The 22,379-nt window shown below is 63.9% G+C and carries 25 protein-coding genes, 1 tRNA gene and 1 pseudogene; 13 read left to right on the top strand and 14 right to left on the bottom strand.

The genetic code is table 11. The features are described from left to right. Nucleotides 1-207 precede the first annotated feature (207 nt). The 3 genes from mepK (at nucleotide 208) to AC04SI_RS08785 (ending at nucleotide 2,599) form a co-directional block, all read left to right on the top strand. Nucleotides 208-2,064, top strand: a complete 1,857-nt coding sequence (mepK, locus tag AC04SI_RS08795) for a peptidoglycan L,D-endopeptidase MepK (RefSeq protein ID WP_488474115.1) — start codon at nucleotides 208-210, stop codon at nucleotides 2,062-2,064. Nucleotides 2,065-2,213: 149 nt separating this feature from the next. Next, a tRNA-Gln gene (locus AC04SI_RS08790) sits at nucleotides 2,214-2,287 on the top strand. A gap of 135 nt (nucleotides 2,288-2,422) precedes the next feature. After that, nucleotides 2,423-2,599, top strand: a complete 177-nt coding sequence (locus AC04SI_RS08785) for a hypothetical protein (protein WP_404276260.1) — start codon at nucleotides 2,423-2,425, stop codon at nucleotides 2,597-2,599. 77 nt (nucleotides 2,600-2,676) lie between these two features. Here AC04SI_RS08785 and AC04SI_RS08780 read toward each other — a convergent pair whose 3' ends face one another. Beyond that, complete coding sequence (locus tag AC04SI_RS08780) at nucleotides 2,677-3,315, bottom strand: 2-dehydro-3-deoxy-phosphogluconate aldolase (protein WP_404276259.1); 639 nt, start codon at nucleotides 3,313-3,315, stop codon at nucleotides 2,677-2,679. A 171-nt stretch (nucleotides 3,316-3,486) separates the two neighbouring features. Here AC04SI_RS08780 and trhO point away from each other — a divergent pair, with 171 nt between their 5' ends. Then, nucleotides 3,487-4,416: an oxygen-dependent tRNA uridine(34) hydroxylase TrhO gene (trhO, locus tag AC04SI_RS08775; protein WP_404276258.1), complete on the top strand. Its 930-nt coding sequence runs from the start codon at nucleotides 3,487-3,489 to the stop codon at nucleotides 4,414-4,416. Nucleotides 4,417-4,571: 155 nt separating this feature from the next. Further along, complete coding sequence (locus AC04SI_RS08770; protein WP_404276256.1) at nucleotides 4,572-4,994, top strand: nuclear transport factor 2 family protein; 423 nt, start codon at nucleotides 4,572-4,574, stop codon at nucleotides 4,992-4,994. On the opposite strand, the gene AC04SI_RS08765 is transcribed toward AC04SI_RS08770, so the two are convergent. Continuing rightward, nucleotides 4,991-5,356, bottom strand: a complete 366-nt coding sequence (locus AC04SI_RS08765; protein ID WP_404276254.1) for a YybH family protein — start codon at nucleotides 5,354-5,356, stop codon at nucleotides 4,991-4,993. The two genes, AC04SI_RS08770 and AC04SI_RS08765, sit on opposite strands and share 4 nt — an antisense overlap. A gap of 194 nt (nucleotides 5,357-5,550) precedes the next feature. Here AC04SI_RS08765 and AC04SI_RS08760 point away from each other — a divergent pair, with 194 nt between their 5' ends. Beyond that, on the top strand, nucleotides 5,551-6,282 hold the full coding sequence (locus tag AC04SI_RS08760; RefSeq protein WP_404276253.1) for a tellurite resistance TerB family protein: 732 nt from the start codon (nucleotides 5,551-5,553) through the stop codon (nucleotides 6,280-6,282). 242 nt (nucleotides 6,283-6,524) lie between these two features. Further along, complete coding sequence (locus AC04SI_RS08755; protein ID WP_404276251.1) at nucleotides 6,525-7,286, top strand: SDR family oxidoreductase; 762 nt, start codon at nucleotides 6,525-6,527, stop codon at nucleotides 7,284-7,286. Nucleotides 7,287-7,298: 12 nt separating this feature from the next. Here the strand turns inward: AC04SI_RS08755 and AC04SI_RS08750 are convergent, their stop codons facing one another. After that, nucleotides 7,299-8,483, bottom strand: coding sequence for a pyridoxal phosphate-dependent aminotransferase (locus AC04SI_RS08750; protein WP_404276249.1), 1,185 nt, complete (start codon nucleotides 8,481-8,483; stop codon nucleotides 7,299-7,301). A gap of 83 nt (nucleotides 8,484-8,566) precedes the next feature. On the opposite strand from AC04SI_RS08750, the gene AC04SI_RS08745 reads away from it, so the two are divergent. The 4 genes from AC04SI_RS08745 to denD all read left to right on the top strand — a co-directional run bounded on the left by AC04SI_RS08745 (nucleotide 8,567) and on the right by denD (nucleotide 11,604). Further along, the gene (locus tag AC04SI_RS08745; RefSeq protein ID WP_404276247.1) at nucleotides 8,567-9,253 is read left to right on the top strand and encodes a GNAT family N-acetyltransferase; all 687 of its coding nucleotides are present in this window, start codon (nucleotides 8,567-8,569) and stop codon (nucleotides 9,251-9,253) included. A gap of 116 nt (nucleotides 9,254-9,369) precedes the next feature. Beyond that, the gene (locus tag AC04SI_RS08740) at nucleotides 9,370-10,356 is read left to right on the top strand and encodes a cation diffusion facilitator family transporter (RefSeq protein ID WP_404276245.1); all 987 of its coding nucleotides are present in this window, start codon (nucleotides 9,370-9,372) and stop codon (nucleotides 10,354-10,356) included. Between the two features lie 60 nt (nucleotides 10,357-10,416). Continuing rightward, nucleotides 10,417-10,623: a hypothetical protein gene (locus AC04SI_RS08735; RefSeq protein WP_404276243.1), complete on the top strand. Its 207-nt coding sequence runs from the start codon at nucleotides 10,417-10,419 to the stop codon at nucleotides 10,621-10,623. Nucleotides 10,624-10,626: 3 nt separating this feature from the next. Further along, nucleotides 10,627-11,604, top strand: coding sequence for a D-erythronate dehydrogenase (denD, locus tag AC04SI_RS08730; protein ID WP_404276241.1), 978 nt, complete (start codon nucleotides 10,627-10,629; stop codon nucleotides 11,602-11,604). Nucleotides 11,605-11,623: 19 nt separating this feature from the next. Here denD and AC04SI_RS08725 read toward each other — a convergent pair whose 3' ends face one another. The 4 genes from AC04SI_RS08725 to AC04SI_RS08710 all read right to left on the bottom strand — a co-directional run bounded on the left by AC04SI_RS08725 (nucleotide 11,624) and on the right by AC04SI_RS08710 (nucleotide 15,669). Then, nucleotides 11,624-12,802, bottom strand: coding sequence for a nickel/cobalt transporter (locus tag AC04SI_RS08725; RefSeq protein ID WP_488474187.1), 1,179 nt, complete (start codon nucleotides 12,800-12,802; stop codon nucleotides 11,624-11,626). Nucleotides 12,803-12,810: 8 nt separating this feature from the next. Continuing rightward, on the bottom strand, nucleotides 12,811-13,479 hold the full coding sequence (locus AC04SI_RS08720; protein ID WP_404276240.1) for a DUF1007 family protein: 669 nt from the start codon (nucleotides 13,477-13,479) through the stop codon (nucleotides 12,811-12,813). 87 nt (nucleotides 13,480-13,566) lie between these two features. Then, nucleotides 13,567-14,466: a LysR family transcriptional regulator gene (locus AC04SI_RS08715; RefSeq protein WP_404276238.1), complete on the bottom strand. Its 900-nt coding sequence runs from the start codon at nucleotides 14,464-14,466 to the stop codon at nucleotides 13,567-13,569. A 3-nt stretch (nucleotides 14,467-14,469) separates the two neighbouring features. Further along, complete coding sequence (locus tag AC04SI_RS08710; protein WP_404276236.1) at nucleotides 14,470-15,669, bottom strand: amidase; 1,200 nt, start codon at nucleotides 15,667-15,669, stop codon at nucleotides 14,470-14,472. 541 nt (nucleotides 15,670-16,210) lie between these two features. On the opposite strand from AC04SI_RS08710, the gene odc2 reads away from it, so the two are divergent. After that, a complete protein-coding gene (gene odc2 / locus AC04SI_RS08705) occupies nucleotides 16,211-17,344 on the top strand; it encodes an ornithine/lysine decarboxylase (RefSeq protein ID WP_192177854.1) in 1,134 nt (377 codons plus the stop codon). A gap of 97 nt (nucleotides 17,345-17,441) precedes the next feature. After that, entirely contained in the window at nucleotides 17,442-18,011 is a 570-nt protein-coding gene (locus AC04SI_RS08700) for a GNAT family N-acetyltransferase (protein ID WP_404276234.1), read from the top strand. A gap of 68 nt (nucleotides 18,012-18,079) precedes the next feature. Here the strand turns inward: AC04SI_RS08700 and AC04SI_RS08695 are convergent, their stop codons facing one another. From AC04SI_RS08695 to AC04SI_RS08665, 7 genes and pseudogenes are all read right to left on the bottom strand, one after another. Beyond that, on the bottom strand, nucleotides 18,080-18,364 hold the full coding sequence (locus tag AC04SI_RS08695; RefSeq protein ID WP_120014974.1) for an SCP2 sterol-binding domain-containing protein: 285 nt from the start codon (nucleotides 18,362-18,364) through the stop codon (nucleotides 18,080-18,082). Between the two features lie 168 nt (nucleotides 18,365-18,532). Continuing rightward, nucleotides 18,533-19,057 (bottom strand): hypothetical protein, encoded by a 525-nt coding sequence (locus AC04SI_RS08690; RefSeq protein ID WP_006199421.1) that lies wholly within the window; start codon nucleotides 19,055-19,057, stop codon nucleotides 18,533-18,535. Nucleotides 19,058-19,136: 79 nt separating this feature from the next. Beyond that, nucleotides 19,137-19,559 (bottom strand): hypothetical protein, encoded by a 423-nt coding sequence (locus AC04SI_RS08685; protein WP_404276231.1) that lies wholly within the window; start codon nucleotides 19,557-19,559, stop codon nucleotides 19,137-19,139. 8 nt (nucleotides 19,560-19,567) lie between these two features. Beyond that, on the bottom strand, nucleotides 19,568-19,879 hold the full coding sequence (locus AC04SI_RS08680; protein WP_488474186.1) for a rod-binding protein: 312 nt from the start codon (nucleotides 19,877-19,879) through the stop codon (nucleotides 19,568-19,570). Between the two features lie 343 nt (nucleotides 19,880-20,222). Next, nucleotides 20,223-20,812: pseudogene (locus AC04SI_RS08675) on the bottom strand (DUF924 family protein). 2 nt (nucleotides 20,813-20,814) lie between these two features. Then, the gene (locus tag AC04SI_RS08670) at nucleotides 20,815-21,726 is read right to left on the bottom strand and encodes an SDR family oxidoreductase (RefSeq protein WP_404276227.1); all 912 of its coding nucleotides are present in this window, start codon (nucleotides 21,724-21,726) and stop codon (nucleotides 20,815-20,817) included. 92 nt (nucleotides 21,727-21,818) lie between these two features. Beyond that, complete coding sequence (locus AC04SI_RS08665; protein ID WP_404276226.1) at nucleotides 21,819-22,088, bottom strand: hypothetical protein; 270 nt, start codon at nucleotides 22,086-22,088, stop codon at nucleotides 21,819-21,821. Between the last annotated feature and the right edge of the window lie 291 nt (nucleotides 22,089-22,379).

Here is a 22,379-nt window from a genome sequence, read left to right as displayed (position 1 = left end):
CAAGAAACCCCGTGCATTATTTTTGACGGGATATCGCCACGGTGTTACCGCATTTCGGCTTCAATAAGCGATGATTAACCATTAGGATCGATATTCGGATGTGATCAACCACGCATCCGTTTGGGCAAATCCGGGGACAAACGGCAGCCTGCAAGGCCTTTTGATTTGAACAAAGTCGAACGACACAAAGACGGGCGGCACTATCACATGAGCGTCTGGCCGAGATGGCTGGCAGCGGTGATCCTTGCTGTTTCGTTCCTGTCCGCAGCCGCGACCGGCGCAAGCGCCGATACACGCTCGCTGAAGCTTTATCACCTCCATACGCACGAAAAGGCCGAAATCGTCTACAAGCGAAATGGCCGCTACGTTCCGGAGGGTTTGCGAAAGATCAACATCATCCTGCGCGACTGGCGCCGCAACGAGCCGACCAAGATGGACCCGCGCCTGCTCGATCTGGTGTGGGAGGCCTATCGGCAGAGCGGTGCCACCGACTATATCCAGGTGGTCTGCGGCTATCGCTCGCCGTCGACGAACTCGATGCTGCGCAGCCGCAGCCGGGGCGTTGCCGAGAAAAGCCAGCACATGCTCGGCAAGGCCATGGACTTCTACATTCCAGGCGTGCCGCTGAAGAAGCTGCGCGACATTGGCTTGAGGATGCAAGGCGGCGGCGTCGGCTATTATCCGTCGTCGGGCTCGCCCTTCGTGCACATGGATGTCGGCAATGTGCGTCACTGGCCGGGCATCAGCCGCCAGGAACTCGTGCGCGTGTTCCCCAACGGCAAGACGCTGCATGTGCCGAGCGATGGCAAGCCGCTGCCTGGCTATCAGCAGGCCTTGGCCTCCTACAAGGCGCGCAAGGGCTCCGGCTCTCCCGCCATCGAACTGGCCAGCGCCGGCGGCAGCTACAAGAAATCCGGTGGCTTCCTTTCTGCCTTCTTTGGCGGCGGCGACGACGAGGCCGACGACAGTGCCGATGTGGCGAGCGCGGCGCCCGCGCCCAAACCGAAGACCGCAAAGCCGGCGGCGAGCGCCAAGACGAGCAATTTGCCTGGCATAGCCATCGTGTCGCCGAAGGATGCGCAGCGCGCCGACATCCCGCAGCTTGCCGACGAGAACGCAGCCGAACCCGAGCCGCAGCAGGATACGCCGGAGACGATCATCGCGGCGCTGCCGGCCAAAGAGATTCCGCTGCCTGACTTCGCCCCGCGTCCGAAGGCCGACGTTGGTGCGCAGACACCTGAAAACGTTCCATTCGGCACGGCGGAAACCACCGCCAGCACCGAGCAGACGGTGGCGACTGCGCATGCGCCGGTCAATGTTCCGTTCGGCATAACCGACCCGGCCAATGCAACCGATGCCAATGCGACTGCCGCCGACCCGGCACAGGTTGCGGTCAACAACATTCCGCTGCCGTCCTGGCGTCCGGACCTGCCGGCCGATCTCGCACCGCAGGACAAGAATGTTCTGCTGGCGCTGGCCGATACGGCCCAGCACAACACGACCGCGACCGATGCGTTCTCGGTCTTGCCGTCCGCGCGTCCGGATGAGGTCAAGCCGGATCAGGTCGGGCAGGATGAGGTCAAAGCGGTTCTCGAGCGGGTCAGTGCAACGAGCGATGCCGCTGCGGGCGGCGACTATCAGGTCGCCTCGCTCTCTGGGCCGCGCTCGGCATTCAACGATCCGGCCGGTGTCGATGTGGCATCGCCGCGCGATGCCATTGTTGCCCGTCCCGCCGGTACCGATCCCGCACTGGCGATCGGCGCTGGCGTGAAGACGACGCGCAAGGAAGCCAGGGCCACCGCCCGCGATCTGAAGCCCGGCCCGAAGGCGGTGGTGGTTGCAGCCGCGCCGCAGGCGGCGCGCTGGGCGCTGAACAGCAACGAATACGTCGCTACCGTTTCCAGCCCGACGACCGCGCCGCGCTATGCCTACAACATCGTGCACACGCCGCCGAGCGAGGTCTATACGGCCGGCTTCCAGCCGGACAGCGAGACGGTGGATCCCAACCGGTTCACCGGCAACGCGGTCAAGTTCCTTTCGGTCGCCCGCTTCCAGACCAAGTAGCCGATCGATCAAACCAACCAAAGCCGCGCCGGGCAACCGGCGCGACTTTTGCTTTTTCGGGGTGCGGCCTGTTGTTGCAAACAGGGAGAACGTCACGGCCTCACGCTGGCTTTCGTTGCACCGGGATGCTAACCAGCAGGCACCATTCATCCCGCTTCGTCTAATGGTAGGACAGCGCCCTTTGAAGGCGTGAATCGTGGTTCGAGCCCATGAGCGGGAACCAGCCGGCAACAGCGATCATCCAAGGCCGACCGAAGTCTGAGCCGGCAAGATCACGGCGGACTAAACTTCTCGTGAAGGCGGAACGGCGCGCTCTTTTCCGGGTTAGGATGCGTGCGTTCCAACTTTGGGGATATTCATGAAGAACATTCTATTGGCGTCAGTTCTGGCTCTGGCTGCTGTTTCCGCGGCTGTCGTTCCCACGCAGGCCGAAACGGTGATCATCAAGACCGGCAAGCATCACTGCAGGACCAAACTGGTCACGCACTGGGTGCATCACCACAAGGTCGTTGAAAAGGTCAAAGTCTGCCACTGATCCTGTTCAAAGCAGCAAAATCCTGGCCCGGTCGGCGAAAGCCGGCCGGGTTTTTTCATTCCTTCGGGAGAAGAGCGCTATCGGTTGAGCTTGCTTGCCGCACTCGCCAGGACTTCGATCTCGTCCCACTTGCCGGCCTTGACCAATTCGTCCGGCGCCACCCAGGAGCCGCCGACGCAGATGACGTTGGGCAGGCTTAGATACTCGGCGGCGTTCTTGCCGGTGATGCCGCCGGTCGGGCAGAATTTCACGTCGGCGAGCGGCGAGGCGAAGGCTTTCAGCGAGGCGATGCCGCCGGACTGTTCGGCCGGGAAGAATTTCAGGAAGCGCAAGCCGGCTTCGCGCGCGGCCATGATCTCGCCGGGCGTGATGGCTCCGGGCAGCAGCGGCACGGCACTGTCCTTTGCCGCCGCCAGAAGCTGGTTCGTGATGCCGGGGCTGACGATGAATTTCGAACCGGCGCTGGCCGCTTCGTCGAACTGACGGGCATCGAGAATGGTGCCGGCGCCGACGACGGCGCCCTCGACTTCGCCGGCCACGCGGCGGATCGCTTCCAGCGCGTCGGCGGTCCTGAGCGTGATCTCGATTGCCGGCAGGCCGCCTGCGGTGAGTGCACGTGCCAGCGGCACGGCGTCCTTGACGTCGGCGATCTTCAGCACCGGGATGACCGGCTGGCCATTGAGGAGCGACAGGAGCTTTTCGGTCTTGCTGGGCATTCGCTTGTCTCTCCGGTATCGATGATTTCAACCGATTAGCAGAAGGCAGATTCCGAGTCCACGAAACGAGGCGTGTCGCGATGTCACGCGCACCGGGCCGCTTGCAACGCCCAAGGCTGTGCCGTTCGCTCTGCCTTGAATTGGCTTTCAGCAGAGTTTAGTGGCTTGGCGATGACAAGGTCCACCCGCAATCAACCTGTTCGCGTCGCCGCGCTCTACCGTTTTGCCCGACTCGACGGCTTCGAAGCGCTGCGCGCGCCGCTCGCCGCCTTCTGCTGCGGGCGCGGCATCAAGGGCACGCTGCTGCTTGCGCATGAGGGCATCAACGGCACGGTTGCCGGTAGCGAGGCCGATATCGCCGCGCTGATCGATCATCTGCAATCGATCGAAGGCCTCGCCGGCCTCGAGGTCAAATACAGCAGCTCCGCCAGTATGCCTTTCCACCGCATGAAGGTGCGGCTGAAGCGTGAGATCGTCACCATGGGCGTTGAGGATATAGACCCGGCAGCGAGTGCCGGCACCTATGTCGCGCCGGCCGACTGGAACGCGCTGATCTCGAACGCCGACACCGTCGTCATCGATACGCGCAATGCCTACGAAGTGTCGATCGGCACCTTCAAGGGCGCCGTCGATCCGGCGACATCGAGTTTTCGTGAGTTCCCGGCCTGGGTCGAGAAGCACCGGGGAGAGCTGGAAGGCCGCAAGGTCGCCATGTTCTGCACCGGCGGCATACGCTGCGAGAAGGCGACGGCCTATGTGAAGTCGCTCGGCTTCGAGGACGTGTTCCACCTCAAGGGCGGTATCCTGAAATACCTCGAAGAGGTACCAGCCGAGGAGAGCCTGTGGCAAGGCGAATGCTTCGTCTTCGACGAGCGCGTCTCGGTATCGCATGGCCTCGCCGAGGGCGAGGCTGAGCTCTGCCGCGCCTGCCGGCATCCGCAGGTCGCGGAGGACCTGCTGTCGCCGCGCTATGCCGCCGGCATCTCATGCCCGCATTGCTTCGACGCGCGCTCGGATGAGGATCGCGCCCGCTATGCCGAGCGTCAGCGCCAGGTCGAACTCGCGCAAGCGCGTGGTGACGGTCCGCATATCGGCGGATAGCGGCTAGAATCTGAGACTTGGTGCCCGGGCAGAGACACCACCGGAGGCCCATATGCCGTCGCCGCGCCGATGCCAGCTGGCGGAAATGTCTCTGGAGGTAGATTGGCGCCCCGTATACGCTGCGCGCCTCGGGTTACGAACATGGGAGTAGAGCGATGCGTGACCCTGCCTATGCTGCGTTTTCCGCGCTCGATCCTTTCTTTGACATCGTTAGGCAGGGCCTGGCAGGCCTTGTCGACGGTGATCACTACTTCGACACGATCGCTGCCGATGCGGTGTTCGAGTTTCGCTATCGATTTCGTGGTTGGCCAACAAAGCTAGTGGGCCGTGAAGCCCTCATGGCCCTGTATGCGGGTTACGGGGAGGGCATGGTGTTGCATGGCGCGGACGCGCTCGTGGTGAACATTTCCCAGACTCCCGGCGTCGTCATCCTCGAGTACGAAGTTCAGGGCAACGCAGTCGGCTCCGGCAAGCTCTACGAAAACCGCTTCATCTCGGTTGTCACGATTGAAGATCGGAAGATTGTGGGTTGGCGCGACTACATGGACTCGCTGGCGGCGATGTCCGCGCTTACCTAGAAGGCTACAACCGAGTAGCGATCGATGACCCACAGCCATGTGCCGTCGTCCTGCCGGCGGGCGACCTCGGTGGTTATGCTCCCGTCAGGTAGCTTGGTTGAGGTGAGCGCCAGGTCGCCATTGATGAGGGCGGGGCGCTGCTCTCCGGCGGCGAATTTCCGGCCCGCCGCGGTGATCTCCGCGAAGAGCGTTCGGATTGCCTCCCGGCCACGCGTCAACTGACCTTCGCCGCTGTCGACAACGGCGTTGGGTTCGAACAGCGCCACCATTCCATCGATGTCGCCCACCCATTGGCGGGCGATCAACAGGCGCTCCAGATCCTGCGGATCCCGCGCCGGCGCGCGGTCTGGTTCAACGGTCACGGCAAACTCCTCCCTCGTCGACAGGGCCGGAACACTAGCCGAAGCCGGAGCCGGTTTCGACACCGGGTTCAATTTGCGCCGCCGCCGGCATTTCCGACAAAGCGCCCGCCCGTCATTGTAATGTCAATGTGCGGGCCCTACCTCTTCGACGTTCGAAACCTGCCCGTTCGGCCGGGCAAATTCTGGAGGCACTGATGTTCGATCCCAAGAAGCTCCTCGACGATCTGCTGGGCTCGCAAATCCCCGGCACAAGCGGCACCGTCCGCGACAAGGCGGGGCAGGCCGTGCAGATGGCCAAGGACAATCCGCTGGCAGCCGGCGCGCTGGCTGCGGTGCTGCTTGGAACCGGCGCCGGCCGGCAGGTCACCGGTACGGCCGTGAAGCTCGGCGGAATGGCCGCCATTGGCGGCCTCGCCTACAAGGCCTACCAGAATTACAAGGCCGGCAACGCGCCGGCGCAAACGCCCGCCGCCGGCGAGCCGGAATTGCTGCCGCCGCCCGCCGACACCGCTTTCCATCCATCACAGGCGCCGCAAGGCGAGGACGAATTCACGCTGACGCTGGTGCGGGCGATGATCTCGGCGGCGAAAGCCGACGGCCATGTCGACGACGAAGAACGCCAGAAGATCGCCGGCAAGCTCAGCCTGTCGGGCATCGGCACGGAAGCGGAGCAATTCCTGATGACGGAACTGGAAAGCCCGCTCGACCTCGATACGCTGGTCGCCGGCGCCAAGACCGATGCGCAGAAGCTCGAACTCTACACGGCCTCGCGCCTCACCATCGATCCCGACACGCGCGCCGAACGCGGTTATCTCGACCTGCTCGCCGGACGTCTCGGCCTGCCGGACGCGCTGGTCGATCATGTCGAGGCGACGGTGTCGGCGGCGAAGGTGCCGGCCGGAACTTCGCCCAATCCGCGCTGGTAGCTTCGGGCGAGCACTGCTGGCCGCCGAGGTGGACGCCATTGCGTTAGTGCCTCGTTAACCGAGCAAGCGCATCATTCTAAGCAGTCGGACCGGCTTCTCCTCCTCCCAAGCCCGGTTCAGATCAGGGGCGGTCGCCAATGACCGCCCTTTTTGTTGAACCGATCACGAATGGTTCGGCTTGCCATGGGAGCCGTCATTTGCGATGGCACATGTTCTTCCAGCCATGATCAGGGAGGACGGCGATGACAGCCATCACAGAGAAAACCGCCATCGTCACCGGCGCCGGCACCGGCATCGGCAAAAGTGTCGCCACGGCATTGCTCAAGGCGGGCTGGAACACGGTGTTCTGCGGCCGCCGCAAGACGGTGCTGGAGGAGGCGATCGCTGAAGCCGGGAAAACGGACGCCAAGGCGCTGGCGGTTGCCTGCGACATCAGCAAGGCCGACCAGGTCGACGATCTCTTCGAGACGGTGTTGGAGGCGTTCGGCCGTGTCGACCTGCTCTTCAACAATGCCGGCATGGGCTACAAGTCGACATTGATCGACGAGATCCCGGTCGAGGTGTGGACCGATATCGTCGGCGTCAATCTCACCGGCTCGTTCCTGTGCGCGCGCGCCGCCTTTGGCGCCATGCGCCGGCAGCGGCCGATGGGTGGCCGCATCATCAACAACGGCTCGGTGTCGGCCTATGCGCCGCGGCCTGGCTCGGTGCCTTACACCGCGACCAAGCATGCCATCACCGGGCTGACCAAGACGCTGGCGCTGGACGGAAGGCCCTATGACATCGCCTGCGGCCAGATCGACATCGGCAATGCGCTCACCGACATGGCGCAAGCGATGACGGTCGGCGTGCCGCAGGCCAACGGCTCGATCGCCGCCGAAGCGGTGATGGATGTCGAGCGCGTCGCCGATGCCGTCGTCCACATGGCGACCCTGCCGCTCGACGCCAACGTGCTGTTCATGACGGTGATGGCAACCAAGATGCCGTTCGTCGGGCGTGGGTGAGCGGCTGAAGTCCTACTTCGCCAGGAACGCCTCGATCCGCTCCAGCGCACGCAGGATGTTCTCTTCCGAATTGGCGTAGGAGAGCCTGATATAGCCTTCGCCGAGAATGCCGAAATCGGGACCGCCGATCAGCGCCACGCCGGCATCCTCAAGCAGCGCCGAAGCGAGTTTCTTGGCCTTCCAGCCGGTCTTGGAAACGTTGGGGAAGGCGTAGAATGCACCCTTCGGCGTGATGCAAGAAACGCCGGGCAAGGCATTCAGCCCCTCGACCACGACCTTCCTGCGATTGTCGAAGGCGCGCATCATCTTGTCGACGTCGTCCTGCGGCCCGTCGATGGCGGCGATGCCGGCGAACTGGCTCGGCGCGTTGACGCAGGACCAGCAATTGACCGCCAGCTTGCGCACCTTGTCGTAGAGATGGGCGCCCTTGTCGCCGTTCGGCCAGATCGACCAGCCCATGCGCCAGCCGGTCATCGCCCAGGTCTTCGACCAGCCGTTCAGAACGATCAGCCGGTCGCGGATCCCGGGGAAGGTGAGCAGCGAGCAATGCGTCTCGCCGTCATAGGTCATCACGTCGTAGATCTCGTCGGAGAGGATGGCGACATGTGGGTGGGCTTCCAAGCCCTTGACCAGCTTCTCGATCTCGGTACGCGGCGTCACGCCCCCGGTCGGGTTGGCCGGCGAATTGAGGATCAGAAGCCTGGTCTTCGGCGTGATCAGCGCCAGCGTCTCGTCGGCCGAGAAGGCAAAGCCGTTCTCCTCGCGGATCGGCACCGGAATGGGGGCCGCGCCGGTGAACTCGATCATCGAGCGATAGATCGGAAAGCCGGGGTCGGGATAGAGGATTTCCGTCCCCGGTTCGCCGAACATCAGGATCGCCGCGAACATGGTCGGCTTGCCGCCGGGCAGGATCATCACGCTCTCGGGCGACACCTCGACGCCGGTGGTGGTCAGCGTGCGGCGCACCACCGCCTCGCGCGTCGCCAAGAGGCCATTGGCCGGCGTGTAGCCATGGTGGCCGTCGCGCAGCGCCTTGATCGCTGCATCGACGATGTGCTGCGGCGTCTTGAAGTCGGGCTGGCCGATGCCGAGATTGACGATGTCGCGGCCTTGATGGGCAAGTGCCGTTGCGCGCGCGAGCACCGCGAAGGCATTTTCCTCGCCGAGACGGTCGAAGGCCGAAATCGTGTGGAGCATTTTTCCCGTCCCTGTGGTTCTTTCACTCAGCGTGCGTTTTTGTGAGCGTCCGGTCACAAAAGTCAAACGGATTGGAGCCTTGCGTGTCGGATAATCTCAAGAATTGGCAGCCGCGTCCGCGGCCCGAACGCAAGGTGCTTGAAGGCCGCACTGTCAGGCTCGAGCCGCTGAGCGCCGCAAAGCATGGCGACGGCCTCTACGAAGCGTCGTCTGTGCCTGACGTCGGCGGCCGCTTCGCCTGGCTGCCCGATTATCCGCCGGAAACCCGCGCCGCCTTCCAGCCATGGCTGGACAAGGTTGAAGCGAGTGAAGACCCCTTGTTCTTCACCGTCATCGACAAGGCCAGCGGCAAGGTCGCCGGCCGCCAGACGCTGATGCGCATCGATCCGGCCTATGGCGTCATCGAGATCGGCAACATCTATTGGGGGCCAATCATCTCGCGCAAGCCGGCGGCGACCGAAGCGCAGTTCCTGTTCATGAAGTACATCTTCGACGAGCTCGGCTATCGCCGTTACGAATGGAAATGCAACAACCGCAACGAACCGTCGAAGCGCGCGGCCGAGCGTTTCGGCTTCAAGTTCGAGGGCATTTTCCGCCAGCATCTTGTGGTCAAGGGTGAAAACCGCGATACCGCGTGGTACTCGATCATCGACAAGGAATGGCCTGATCTGCGCAGAGCCTATGAGGCATGGCTCGATCCGGCCAATTTCGATGCTGAAGGCCAGCAGAAGCGGCGGCTCGAGGACTTTCGCGCCGAGTTCGGCGCCTGAACCATGATCCCGAAAAGTGGAAACCGGTTTTCGGACAAGATCATGGTCAAACAAGAAGATAGAGCTTCCATCCCGATTTTGTCGGGATGGATCAGGCTCTAGCAGGAGTTTCATGTATGGCTCATAGCCACGATCATGGTTCGCAGGGGCACGCCCACAGCCACGGCGCCGGCCATGTGCATGGCTCGACCGACAAGAAACGGGTGCTGATCGCCGCCTGCCTGACGGCTGGCTTCATGGTGGCGGAGGCGCTTGGCGGCCTGCTGACGGGGTCGCTGGCGCTGCTGGCGGATGCCGGCCACATGCTTGCCGATTCGATCGCGCTCGGCCTGGCCTGGTATGCCTTCCATCTTGCCGGACGGCCGGCGACGGTCCGGCTCACCTATGGTTTCGGGCGGGTCAAGACGCTGGTCGCCTACACCAACGGCATCGCCATCTTCGCCATCGCACTGTGGATCGTCTACGAGGCCTGGGGCCGCCTGCTGACGCCGGCGCCGGTGCTCGGCGGACCGATGCTGGTGGTGGCAATCGCCGGCCTGCTGGTGAACATCGGCTCGTTCTTCGTGCTGCATGGCGGCGATCGCGACAGCCTCAACATGCGCGGCGCCATCCTGCATGTGCTGGGCGACCTGCTCGGCTCGGCGGCGGCCATCGTTGCGGCCCTGGTCATCCTGGCGACCGGATGGACGCCCATCGATCCGATCCTGTCGGTGCTGGTCTCGCTGCTGATCCTGTCGACAGCGTGGTCGCTGATGCGCGAAGCCGCCCATGTCCTGCTCGAAGGCGTGCCGGCAAGCCTCGATCGCGATCTCATCGCCAAGGACATCGAGGGGACGGTGAAGGGCGTGCGCGAGGTGCATCACATGCATGTCTGGTCGCTCGATGGCTCAGCCAACATGGCGACGCTGCACGCCTGCCTCAATGACGGGGTCGATGCCCATACCGCCGTCAGCGCCATCAAGAAACGGCTTGCGGCCGAGCACGGCATCAACCATGCCACTGTCGAACCGGAATTCGGGCATTGCGCCGATGACGAGCATGATCACGACCATGATCATGATCATGCACATGGTACGGCGCCGCATCACGGTCACTATCACTGACGCAGGGAATCCCATGACATTGGCAATGAGCATGATTTTCCGCCGCATCGGGCGCGCGTGATGGATCGCGATACGCGCAATGCACTGATTGCGGCGGCATGGATCATGCTGCTGTTCGGCCTCGCCGCCTATTGGCTGCCAACGGTGATGCTGGCGGTCGGCAGCGTCTCGACCGTTCTCGCAGTCGTCGTCGCCGCCATCTTCCTGCTGGCGTTGTTCGTCGTGTTCTGGCTGCGCGGCCGCAGCCAACGCAAGAAGGGTCTCTGACAAATGCGCATTCTGATCACCGGAGCGGCAGGCATGGTCGGCCGCAAGCTCATTGCCCGGCTGGCGAAGGACCGGACGCTGCGCGGGCAGAAGATCACCGCGCTAGACCTGCACGACATCGTGCCGCCGCAGGCGCCCGTCATCGACGGCGTCGATACCTCCATCCATACCGGCGATCTCGCAGCACCCGGCGCGACGGCAAGCCTGGTGGCTTCGCGTCCCGACGTGATCTTTCATCTTGCCGGCATCGTGTCGGGCGAGGCGGAGGCCAATTTCGATCTCGGCTACCGCGTCAATCTCGACGGCACGCGTGCGCTGTTCGATGCCGTGCGGCTGGCGGCGTTCGCGCCGCGCCTTGTCTTCACCTCGTCGATCGCCGTGTTCGGCGCGCCGTTCCCGGATATCATCCCGGACGAATTCCATCCGACGCCGCTGACCTCCTACGGCACGCAGAAGCTGATTGGCGAGGCGCTGCTTGCCGACTATTCCAGGCGCGGGTTTTTCGATGGCATCGGCATCAGGCTCCCGACGATCTGTGTCAGGCCCGGAAAGCCGAACAAGGCTGCCTCCGGGTTCTTCTCCGGCATCATCCGCGAGCCGCTGAGCGGTCAGGAGGCGATCCTGCCGGTGCCGCGCTCGGTCGTGCACACCCATGCCAGCCCGCGCTCGGCGGTGAACTTCCTGATCCATGCCGCCGGGATCGACGGCAGTGCCGTCGGGCCGCGCCGCAACCTGACCATGCCCGGCGTCGCCGTCACGGTCGGCGAGCAGATCGAGGCGCTCGAGCGCGTCGCCGGGGCCGGCGCGGTGAAGCTGATCCGCGAGCAACCCGACGAAATGATCTGGGCGATCGTGAAGGGCTGGCCGACGCGGTTCGAGGCGCGGCGTTCGAGGGAGCTTGGCTTTACAGCCGAAAAGAGTTTCGACGAGATCATCCACGCTCATATCGAGGATGAGCTCGACGGCAAGGTGGCGAACTAAGCCTGATGGCGCCCGGGCGTTATACCCCGCCAGTCAGGCTTGCCGACAGCAGCAGCAATCCGAACAGGAAGACGAAGGCCGCGCCGCCGATCTCGACGATCGAGTGGATGCGGTTGCCCATACGGCCGTCACCGGCGAAATAGACGGCCCAGTTCTTGGCGGTGACGGCAAGCGTCGCCAGCGCCGAGACCGTGATCGCCGTGCCGAGCGACATCGCCAGGACCGACAGCAGGCCGCCGAGCCAAAACCCGTTAAGCAGCGCGAAGCTCAGCACGATCAGCGCGCCGGAGCAGGGGCGGATGCCGACGGCGGCCACCGCGGACCAGGCCGTGCGCCAGTCGAAACGATCGCCCGACAGCAGTGACGGATCGGGCGCATGCGAATGGCCGCAGGTCTCGCAGACCTCGCCCGCCGCGTGGTCGTGATGGGCATGCGCGCCATGATCGTGGTGATCGTGCGCGCCGTGGTCGTGATGATCGTGGGCATGTGCCCCGTGGTCGTGATCATGCGAATGGTCATGGTCCGTATGATCGTGGTCGTGACGCGCATGGGAATGCGCCGAATGCGCATGCGCGGCATGGGAATGGCCACCATGCGAATGGGCGTGAGCAGCCGAGAGACTGTAGGCCGGGCCGGGGCCGAACAGGCGCAGGACGGTGGGACCGAGCTTGCGCCACAGCAGCCAGGCACCGAACAAGGTGACGAAGACAAAGCTCATGATCTCCATGAACCATGCAGCGTCGGTCATCGAGACGGTGGTGCCGCGCAGCACGAAATAGGCGAGCAGCATGACGGCGATCGCCGTCAACCCCTGCAGCAGGGCCGAGACGAAGGACAGCAGGATTCCGCGCTTCAGCGCCACTTCGTTGGCCACCATGTAGGACGAGATCACCGCCTTGCCGTGACCGGGACCGGCGGCGTGGAAAATGCCATAGGCGAAGGAGAGCGCAATCAGCAGCCACATCTTGCTGCCGTCCTGGCGCATCGCTTTCATCGCCGTCGCCAGCGCGCGGTAGAATTCCTGCTGTCTGAGATTGATCCACATCAGGATGTGGGCGAACGGGCCGCTGGCGGTGGGGGCCATGCCGTCATTGGTGCCGATGCCGAGCGAGCTCTGGGCATGGGCGGAGCCGAGGAAGTGCGTCATCAGCAGAGCGGCGGCCACGAGGCCGAGCGCCAGGCGCGGGGACGGTTTCATCACCGGATCTATCCTTCTGGCGGGCAGTTCAGTTCGAGCTTGGTGGCGAAGATCTTGCTCATGTCGGTGCCTGTCGGATCGTTGAAGAAGGCTTCCGTCAAGGTCTTCTGGTTCTCTGCGATGGCCTCGTCCGGATCCGGACGGACGACCTTCTTGGTGCATGTCGAAGGCAGGCCTTCGACCGTGATGTTGGAATCCTCGGTGAAGTCGATTGCCGTATAGAAGGTCGGGTCGTAGACGCCGATGTCGATCTTGCCGGACAGCTTGATCGGCTGCTTCGGCTCGGACTCGAACAGGATGATCAATTGATCGTTCTCGAAATTGGCCATCAGGTGCGGCGGCGGCGTCATCGCCACGTCCTTGCCGTCGACGGTGACGAGCTGGAAGTAGTTGAATTCGGCGAGCGAAGCGTGGACGGTGTCAGCGACATCCTTCAGCTCCTTGTCGTCAAGCTTCAGGTCGGAGTTCTTGTCGAACTCCATCATCACCGTACTCGAAAACAGGTCGTCGAAGCGCCAGAGATGGCGCAGCGCTTTCACACTTTGGTGATCTGGGCTGAGGATGACGTCGAGGCGGGCCTCGGCGAAGACGTGGGGGTGCGCAGCGGCCGACTCGACCGCGGCAAATGTCGCCGCCATGGCCGAAGCCATCAAAATTGCCTGCCGTTTCAGCTGCATTCTCGGTCGCGATTCCATCGACTTCGGAGGTGGACCCGAGAGTTATCACAAAGGGGGCGAAATTGGGACCGCCGGGCACGAGGCCAGTCAGGCGGCGTCGCGCACCCTGAACCATTGCACCAGGAAATCGACGAAGACGCGGACCTTGGCGGGCAAATAGCGCCGATGCGGATAGACGGCGAAGATGCCGGCGCCCGACATGATACGGTCGTCCAGCGCGGTCACCAATCGGCCGCTCTCGAGATCGGGCGCGGCGATGAAATCCGGCAGTATGGTGAACCCCAGCCCCGACACAGCGGCAGCCCGTGCTGCCATCGGGCTGTTGACCTCGACCGGACCGGAGACCGAAACGCTCACCGTGTCGCTGCCGTCGCCCTTGAACTGCCAGTTGTTCAGCCCGCGACCGTTGGTGTCGACGATGCAGGGAATTCGGGCAAGGTCTTGCGGCCGCGCCGGCATGCCGTGCCTGGCGATGAGCTCCGGAGAGGCGCACAGCCGCACCGAAAACGGCGCCAGACGTCTGGCGATGAGCGAGGAATTCTCCAGCCGCGAAATGCGCACCGCGAGATCGAAGCCCTCCTCGACCAGGTCGACGAAGCGGTCGTCGAGCTGGATGTCGAGCACGATGTCGGGGTGCTGTTTGGCAAAGTCGATCAGCGATTGGCCGATCGGCGCGTCGGCGAAGGTGCGCGGCGCCGAAAGCTTGATGCGGCCCCGCACATCGCCGGAGGATTCGCGCACCGCATCGGCCAGGCTGTCGACCTCGCGCACGATCTCCGAGGCGCGCCGGTAATAGGTATGGCCGGCTTCGGTCATCGAGAACTGCCGCGTGGTGCGGTTCAACAGCAATGCGCCCAGCTCGTCCTCCAGTTCGCGCACATATTTCGACAGCAGCGCCTTGGAGCGGCCGATCTTGCGCGCGGCCGCCGAAAAGCCTTCGGCCTCGACCACGTCGATGAAGGCGCGCATGCGGGTCAGCGTGTCCATGGCTCAGGCCTTTCGTGCGGCGTCGAGAAGTTTGCGGCCGAGCCGTATCAGGGCAATGTCGCTTCCGGAAGGGCCGAGCAGCGAGAGGCCAAAGGGCGCACCGTCCACCGATCCGAGCGGCAGCGTGATCTGCGGAAAACCGGATAGGCCCGAAAGGCACAACAGATGCAGCGCCCTTTCGCGATAGGCCTGGAGCTGCTCGGCCGTGCCGTTGACGAGCGGTGCCGGGCCGGGAACCGTCGGCAGCACGAGAAAGCCATGGTTGCCAAGCAATCTGGCGAGCTCGGAGCGGAAGACCAGCCGGCGCGCCGTCTCTGCTTCAGCGGTTCTGGTGTCGACCGCGCGGCCGAAACCGAAGCGCTCGTCGACGCCGGGACCAAGGCGAGGCTCTCCAGCCGTGATCCACTCGCCATGCACCTGCCAGGCCTCGTAGGCCTGCAGCCGGCGAAAGCACCAATAGAGCTCGTCGGGGGAAGAGGCGAAGCTGTAGTCGATCGGCGTCGGCTCGCCGAAAACGGCTGCCGCCCACGCCTTCATTTCAGCATATTCGGCGGCCTCGGCCGGTCCGGCGACGAAGGCGTCCAGCCAGCCGATCGAAAGCGGGCGGTTGAGCGCGTGCTGATGCGGATCGCGGCCGAGCAGGAGTTTGCCGACCGCCTCGTAGGTCTCGATGTCGTCGGCGAACCAGCCGAACGTGTCGAGGCTTGGCGCCAGCTTCATGGCGCCCTCAAGTGAGATGCGGCCATGCGTGGTGCGCAGCCCGATCAGCCCGCAGAAGCTCGCAGGCGCCCGAATGGAGCCGCCGGTGTCCGAGCCGACGGCAATATCGGCGAGCCCGCCTGCCACCGCGGCGGCCGAGCCGGACGAGGAACCGCCAGTGACGCGGTCGGGCGCGGCCGGGTTCACCGGAAACGGGAAATGCGCGTTCTGGCCCATCAGCGAGAAGGCAAGCTCGTCGGTCTGGGTCTTGCCGATGAAGCGCGCGCCGGCATCGAGAATCACCTGCACGGCCTCGGCCGTCTGAGAGGCGGCGTGGGCCTCGGCGAATTTGCGCGGGTTCCCGCAGCCGGTGCGGTAGCCGGCGACGTCGTAGATGTCCTTGACTGCCAGCCTGAGGCCGACGAGCGGGCCCAACTGCGCATGCTCCACCGGCATTTGGCGAAGGTCGAGGAAAGCGTTGAGCGGGCCGTGTGTGCCTGTCATCGTTCAATATCCGGATACGGTCATGCGTAGATTGTTCGGTGCCGGAAATTTTACAACCAGGGGATACGATTTTTATTGATTGTGAAACCCTTCGCTCTTATATCGCGCTTGCCCAAAGTCGCACGTGCCTGTGGGTGTCCGCCGATCCTCGAATGGTGAGGGCAATCGGTAAGGTAACTGGAGCTAACCCCTCCAGTCGGTTTAGCGGCCAACCGCCAGACCGAGGACACCTTGAAGCAACGACGGTGCGGGCCTTTCTGGTGTTCTGCCGGTTGTCCAAAGACCGGGGTTACTGAAGAGGCACACCTTCATTGCCGGCAGTGCGGACGGGTCTCCCATCCAAGCCAAGGCAGACAAAGCGAACCGAGGCCGGGCAAGGCCAAGGTTCACCGCCGCGAGACGGCGCTTCATGGTTCCGGGGTCTCCACCGGCTGGTTCCATGGATTTCCGTCCCGCCTTTGTCCACCGCGTGTTCGCGAGGCCGACGGCCCGCGTCCCGCAGCCTTACTGCGCGCCGCAAGGCGCTGATGGAGAGACCCCGATGGCTACCCAGCGCATCCTTGACTTCCTCGCCACCCGACGTCCGAACGGCCCGTGCCTCGTCGTCGACCTCGATGTCGTGCGCGACAATTTCCGCGCCTTCGAGAAGGCGTTGCCCGATTCGAAAATCTATTATGCGGTGAAAGCAAACCCGGCGCCGGAAATCCTGCGCCTCCTTGCTGCGATGGGCTCGTCCTTCGACACCGCTTCCGTTGCCGAAGTCGAGATGGCGATGGACGCCGGTGCGCCGGCGGACCGCATCTCCTTCGGCAACACCATCAAGAAGGAGCGTGACATCGCACGCGCCTACCAGCTCGGCATTCGCCTGTTCGCGGTCGACTGCGTCGAGGAAGTCGAGAAGATCGCCCGTGTCGCTCCCGGCGCGCGCGTGTTCTGCCGCGTGCTGACCGACGGCGAGGGCGCCGAGTGGCCGCTGTCGCGCAAGTTCGGCTGCGTGCCGGCAATGGCCGTCGACGTGCTGCGCCATGCCAAGACGCTCGGCCTCGACGCCTATGGCGTGTCGTTCCATGTCGGCTCGCAGCAGACCGACCTGACCGCGTGGGATCGTGCGCTGGGCGACGCCAAGCATGTGTTCGCGACGCTCGCTGACGAAGGCATCGTCTTGAAGATGGTCAATATGGGCGGTGGTTTCCCGACCCGCTACCTGAAGGACGTGCCGGTGGCGCAGGCCTACGGCCAGGCGATCTTTTCGGCGCTGCGCAAGCATTTCGGCAATGCGCTGCCCGAGACCATCATCGAGCCGGGCCGCGGCATGGTCGGCAATGCCGGCGTTATCAAGTCGGAAGTCGTGCTGATCTCGAAGAAGGCCGACAACGACAATGTGCGCTGGGTGTTCCTCGACATCGGCAAGTTCGGCGGTCTCGCCGAAACAATGGACGAGGCGATCCGCTACCCGATCGTCACCGCGCATGACGGCACCGAGACCGCGCCTTGCGTGCTCGCCGGCCCGACCTGCGATTCGGCCGACGTGATGTACGAGAAGACGCCGTATCCGCTGCCCTTGTCGCTGACCATCGGCGACGAGGTGCTGATCGAAGGCACCGGCGCCTACACGACGACCTACGCTTCGGTCGCCTTCAATGGCTTCGAGCCGCTCCGATCCTACGTGATCTGACGGTTCGAAAGAACCGCTCAGATCATCCCAGGTGGGCGCCCGTCGCCCGCCCGGGCTCGCCTGTGGAACAGATCTCCGCTCGTGAAGGATCGCGGAAATGGAAATGCCAGTTGAAATCGTGAACCACTCGCCGGCCTTTGTGATGGTCGCCGAAACCGCCACCGATGAGGCGGCGCGCGAGGCTTTGCTCGATCGAGCCATGGGGCCGAAGCGGCGGAAAAAGTCGTCGGAGAAGCTGCGGCGCGGCCGCCGGCCTTCCGAAGGCCTCGCCTTTGTCGTGCGCGACGCCTCGGGCGCCGTCGTCGGCACCGTGCGGCTTTGGGACGTGAGGCTGGGCGAGGGCGGTCGGGCAGCGCTGCTGCTCGGCCCGCTCGCCGTCGACCCCGCCCTCAAGAATGCCGGCATCGGCTCGGCGCTGATGCGGCACGCGGTGGCCGAGGCGGCGCGCCTTGGCCACGGCGCCATCCTGTTGGTCGGCGACGCACCCTACTATGGGCGCTTCGGTTTCTCGGCGGCAAAGACCGGCGCACTTACCATGCCGGGCCCCTATGAGCGGCACCGGCTGCTGGCGCTGGAACTGACGGAAGGCGCGCTTGACGGCGCGCAGGGCACGCTACGGGCGGCGGGGCGCAAGCTGAAGGCGCTGCCGCTCACGTTCGCGGCGTAGAGCTTCCAGCCTGGATACAAGCAAAAACGCCGCCCGATGGGCGGCGTTCTATCTTGATCCGGAGCGGATCAGCCGAGCAGCTGGCTGAGCGCCATGGCGACCGTCATGTCGCCTTCGACCTTGATCTTGCCGGACATGAAAGCCATGGTCGGGTTCAGATCGCCTGCAATTAGCGAGTCCAGATCGTCGAGCGAGAGCTTTACGGTGCAATCGGTCGGTGCGTCGGTGGTCGAGATGGTCGCGCCGTCGATGACGATGACGCCGTCGCTACCCGTGTCGAACTTCACCGAATGCTCGAAACCGGCGCTTGCCACGCGCGACTTGATCCGGTCGGCAATCTCCTGAACGCCCATGGCTGTTCTCCTCGTCTGGTTGCGTTGATGCGCATATAGCTTTGAGTTGACGTTTACGTCAACGCGGCCGGGATGCGTCATCTTGGTTTTCGGCCGATATGTGAGGCGCCGTCTGAGCTTTCGCCTGAAACCAGACTAGCGCTCGTGGCCGATCCGCATTGCTGCAGGTCAATGTCCCGAGGCTGCCTTGGCCGGTTCCGTGGTCGCTGGCTCATCGTCATTTTTGCGCCGGCGCATAGCGTTGTCGCGGATCTCGTCCTTGGTCAGGAAGTTGACTTGGTCGACCAACACATCATGCACCAACTCGACGCCGACACGGGCGTTGACGGTTTCGCGGATGGCGTTGCGGAAGGCGTCGAGATCGATCGTTTCCTTCTTGGTGAAGTCGATCTGCGGATTGGCATAGAGGTAGGAATAGACCTGGTCGGTCATCAGTGCCGCGGCCGGGATCGACAGTTTCTTTATCTCGGCGGGTTCGACCGTATAGACGAGCTTGGTTAGAAAATAGCCGTCGATCCGGGAATCGCGGATCAGCGGCACCGAGATCATGTCGGTCTTGACGTAATCGAGACCGCCCAGCATCGGCTTGGGCGTCTCGCCGACGCCATTTTCGCCGGCTGCCTGGAACGAATAGAACACCGCGCCGAGCGTGGCGGCGCAGATCCAGATCGCGGCGGCGATGAATTTGATCATGTCTTTTTTTCTTGTTTGAGCATGATCTTGTCCGAAAACCGGGTCCCACTTTTCGCTGACGCGGTCCTGCGGTTCGGGATCACGCTCTTGCCCAGCCGAATTCGCCGGCCGAATAGGTGCCGTCGGCTTCGGCGCGCTGGATGGCGTTCTTCAAAAGACCGGCGACCTCGTTGACGGCGTTGAGATGAGCGAGGATCGCGGCCTCGTTGCGCGCCAGTTTCTGGCGCAGCCGCGTCAACCCCTCGCGGTGCTGCTCCAGGAATTCGATCTCGTTGCCGCCCTTGATGGCGCGGGTCAGCTCATAGAGGTAGCGGCTCTTGCGGGCGTTCGACGCCTTGAGGTCGAAACCGGTGCCGGTGCGGATGCCCGCCGTCTCCTCTTCGACCGCTTCCTCGATGCGGCCGATGATGGCGGCAAGGTTTCCGGGGCGCGCGAAGGCGATCGGCGCGTCAGGCGCGACCGTGCGGGCAGGCAGATTGGAGAAGTCCGATTTGTCGGCCATGTAGGTCCCTAGATCTCTTTATCTGTTTTTATGGTTGTCTCATCGCCGGTCATCGACCGCGCGGCCTGGCGCTGCAGTTCCTGGACCATGGAGGTCGACAGCCGGGTCTGCTGGTCGATCTCGGCCTTGTCCGGGCCGCCCGAAACGGGGCCGACGGGCACCATGCGCTTGCCGTCCATGTAGTGGTCAGCGAGCAGCGATTTGGCGATGCCGATGCCGCCGCGCGCGGCCATGACATCGGCCATGTGCTCGGCGAGCTGCGATTTCCACATGTCGCCGGCCAGCCCCTTGCCGTAAACGCCCTCGGTGTCCTTGGGCATCATGTTCTGGATGAAGGTCTGCAGCACCATCGCCTCGAAGCGCTGGAATTTTTTCTCCGGGTTGGCCGCCCCGGTTGCGTCAGCCGTGCTGCGCGACAGGATCGAGCCGGCATCAGCCGAAGCGGCGGTATCGACCGAAAAGGTCCCAGAAACACCGCCGGCCCGCTTTGTCAGCGCGGCGCGGGCGGCTTCGATGTCCGCCGGTTCGACTGCGCGGGCAACATCCAGAACGATGTCGCTGGGTGGAGAAATGGCCAAGAAGGTCCGCCTTTTGCCCGTTTTCGTGTCAAGACAATGCCCCAACAAGCTTGCGGCAGGCTTGCGAGGAGAGCCGATGCCTTTGTCAGCCGGCGAAACCGCCTTCATCGAGAAAGCATTGCTCCTCCGGCCGCATGGCGCGGCCGAGAATCGGTTGCGATGCGGGAAGCGTCCGAACCGCCTGATGATGTCGCGGTGGTGTTCGGCGCGCTCCAGGTTTGGTCCGCCGGTCTCGCTGGCCAGCGCCACCGAGCGGTCTTGGTCGGCAAGGCTCTCGGAATGGGCGAAGGGCAGCCTCAAGAACAGCTGCCAGGTCGGGTGCACCTCGTGCTCGAAACCCGCATCGATGGCGTCGGCCGCGATGCGGCGAGCCTTCTCGTCGGTCGCATACATGCGCGGCGTGCCGCGAAAGGCATTGCGTGGGAACTGGTCGAGCAGCACCAGCAGCGCCAGGGCGCCGTATGGTGTTGCCGCCGAGCCGTCGCAGTCGCCGCGTGCCGCCGCCTCGTGCAGCGGCAGGAAGCGGTCGCGAAAGACGCGGTCGAACTCCGTGTCCTTGGCGAACCACGCGGTGGGTCCCACCAGCCACCAGAAGTCGATGACTTCGGCGGCTTCGTGAGGCACATTTTCGAGCGCGGATGAACCGGCCCGGTCCTGGATCAGGATCGCTGCCATGGTCATGCCGCCCTCTCGGTGCCGGCCAGCGCCGGCCAGTCCTGAGCCTTTGCCCAGTCGGCGAACGAGGTTGGTTTGATCGCCAGCATGCCGATCGTGTCGGCGAGATCGACGGCGAACAGTATCGAGCGCTGCCGGTGCACCCAGGCGTAATTGGCGGCGACCTGTTCGGCCGCTTCCTTGCCCAGCATCGCGGTGAGGCCCGTGGCAAAGTCCGCCAGCGGTACCGGATAGTACTGGACCTGGCGGCCGACAATGTCGGACAGAACATCGCCAATCTGCTGTCCGGTGAGTGCCTCGGGGCCACCAATGTCTAAACTCGCGCCGGCAAGCTCCGGCCGGCGCATTGCCTCGACCACATAGGCCGCCATGTCTTCCGATGAGATCCAGGAGGTTCGAAAGTCCGACGGCAGCGGATAGGCGAACACGCCACGGTGAACGATCGCAGGCGCGCTCCAGGGCGCGGCGATATTGCTCATGTAGAGCGTCGGCTTGAGGACGATCGACGGCAGACCGGAAGCCTTCAAACGGTCGATGAGTTCGACCTTGGCCTCCATCAGCGCCGTGCCGGAATGCCTGGAAACATGACCGCTGGCGTTAAACACCAGAAGCTTGACGTCTGCCGCCAGCGCCGCGTCGATCATGTTGCGACCGTAGCGGAGAATTTCCTTGGGGCCGGCATCGAGCGGCAGCGTCAGCGCCACCGCATCGACTCCAAGGCAGGCGAGGCCGACACGGTCGGCATCGGCAAGGTCGCCGCGCACGATGTTGACGCCGTCACCAAACGGGTCGGGCGAGCCTTTGCGCAAGAGAAGGCGCACGGTCGCGCCCGCCGCGCGGCAGGCTTGCACGATGGCTGATCCCTGGGCGCCGCCGGCGCAGGCGACCAGAACTGAACTGGGGAAATCAGACATTAAGTTTGCTCCTCGGTCGCGAGGTGATTCCAAGCGGCGGGTGAGCCCGCCGCTTGGACGTCGGATGTCGACCGTGATGGTCGATCTCGCCATCAACGGCCCCAGATTCCCTGGCCATAACCCGGCGCGGGCTTATCGAAAGCCGAATTTCCACCCTGCGCCTTTTCGCCATCGTTCGTGCCGATGCTCTTCGTGCTGTTCGGGTCGATCGAGTAGCCGTTGTCGGACGCCATCGAAGAGTGGCCGGTGACCGGATAGCTGTCGGGGCCCGGGATGAAGTGCGAGCCATAGTGGTCGCTGCCGGCGAAAGCCATGCCGGAGGCAGACAGGAGCGCAACAGCGGCAAGAATGATCTTCTTCATTTCAATTCTCCATCGTTAAGAGTTTAACAATTGGCGGCCCGCGCTTTGCCTTGCACTGCGTTGATATGGCCGTCTTTTCAGGCACTTAGCAAAACCTCCCAGCCGTCATCCTTCTGGACGCGCGGCGGCAGGTTGTTCAGCGTACGATCGTCTTGGGTTTGGTCGTGCGCTGTTCGTGAGGCTGCTTACGGCAGCCGGAATCATCGAGAACTCTGGTCCTTCTTCCAAGGTCGCGGCCGAACCATTCGGCTACGTCAATGCGGCCTGTGGGGAATGGCGGTTCCCGATTAC

It is taken from the genome of Mesorhizobium sp. CNPSo 4689 (assembly GCF_057784325.1).
The sequence above is the reverse complement of the archived record's forward strand: the minus strand, read 5'-3'. Positions and strand labels throughout refer to the sequence as shown.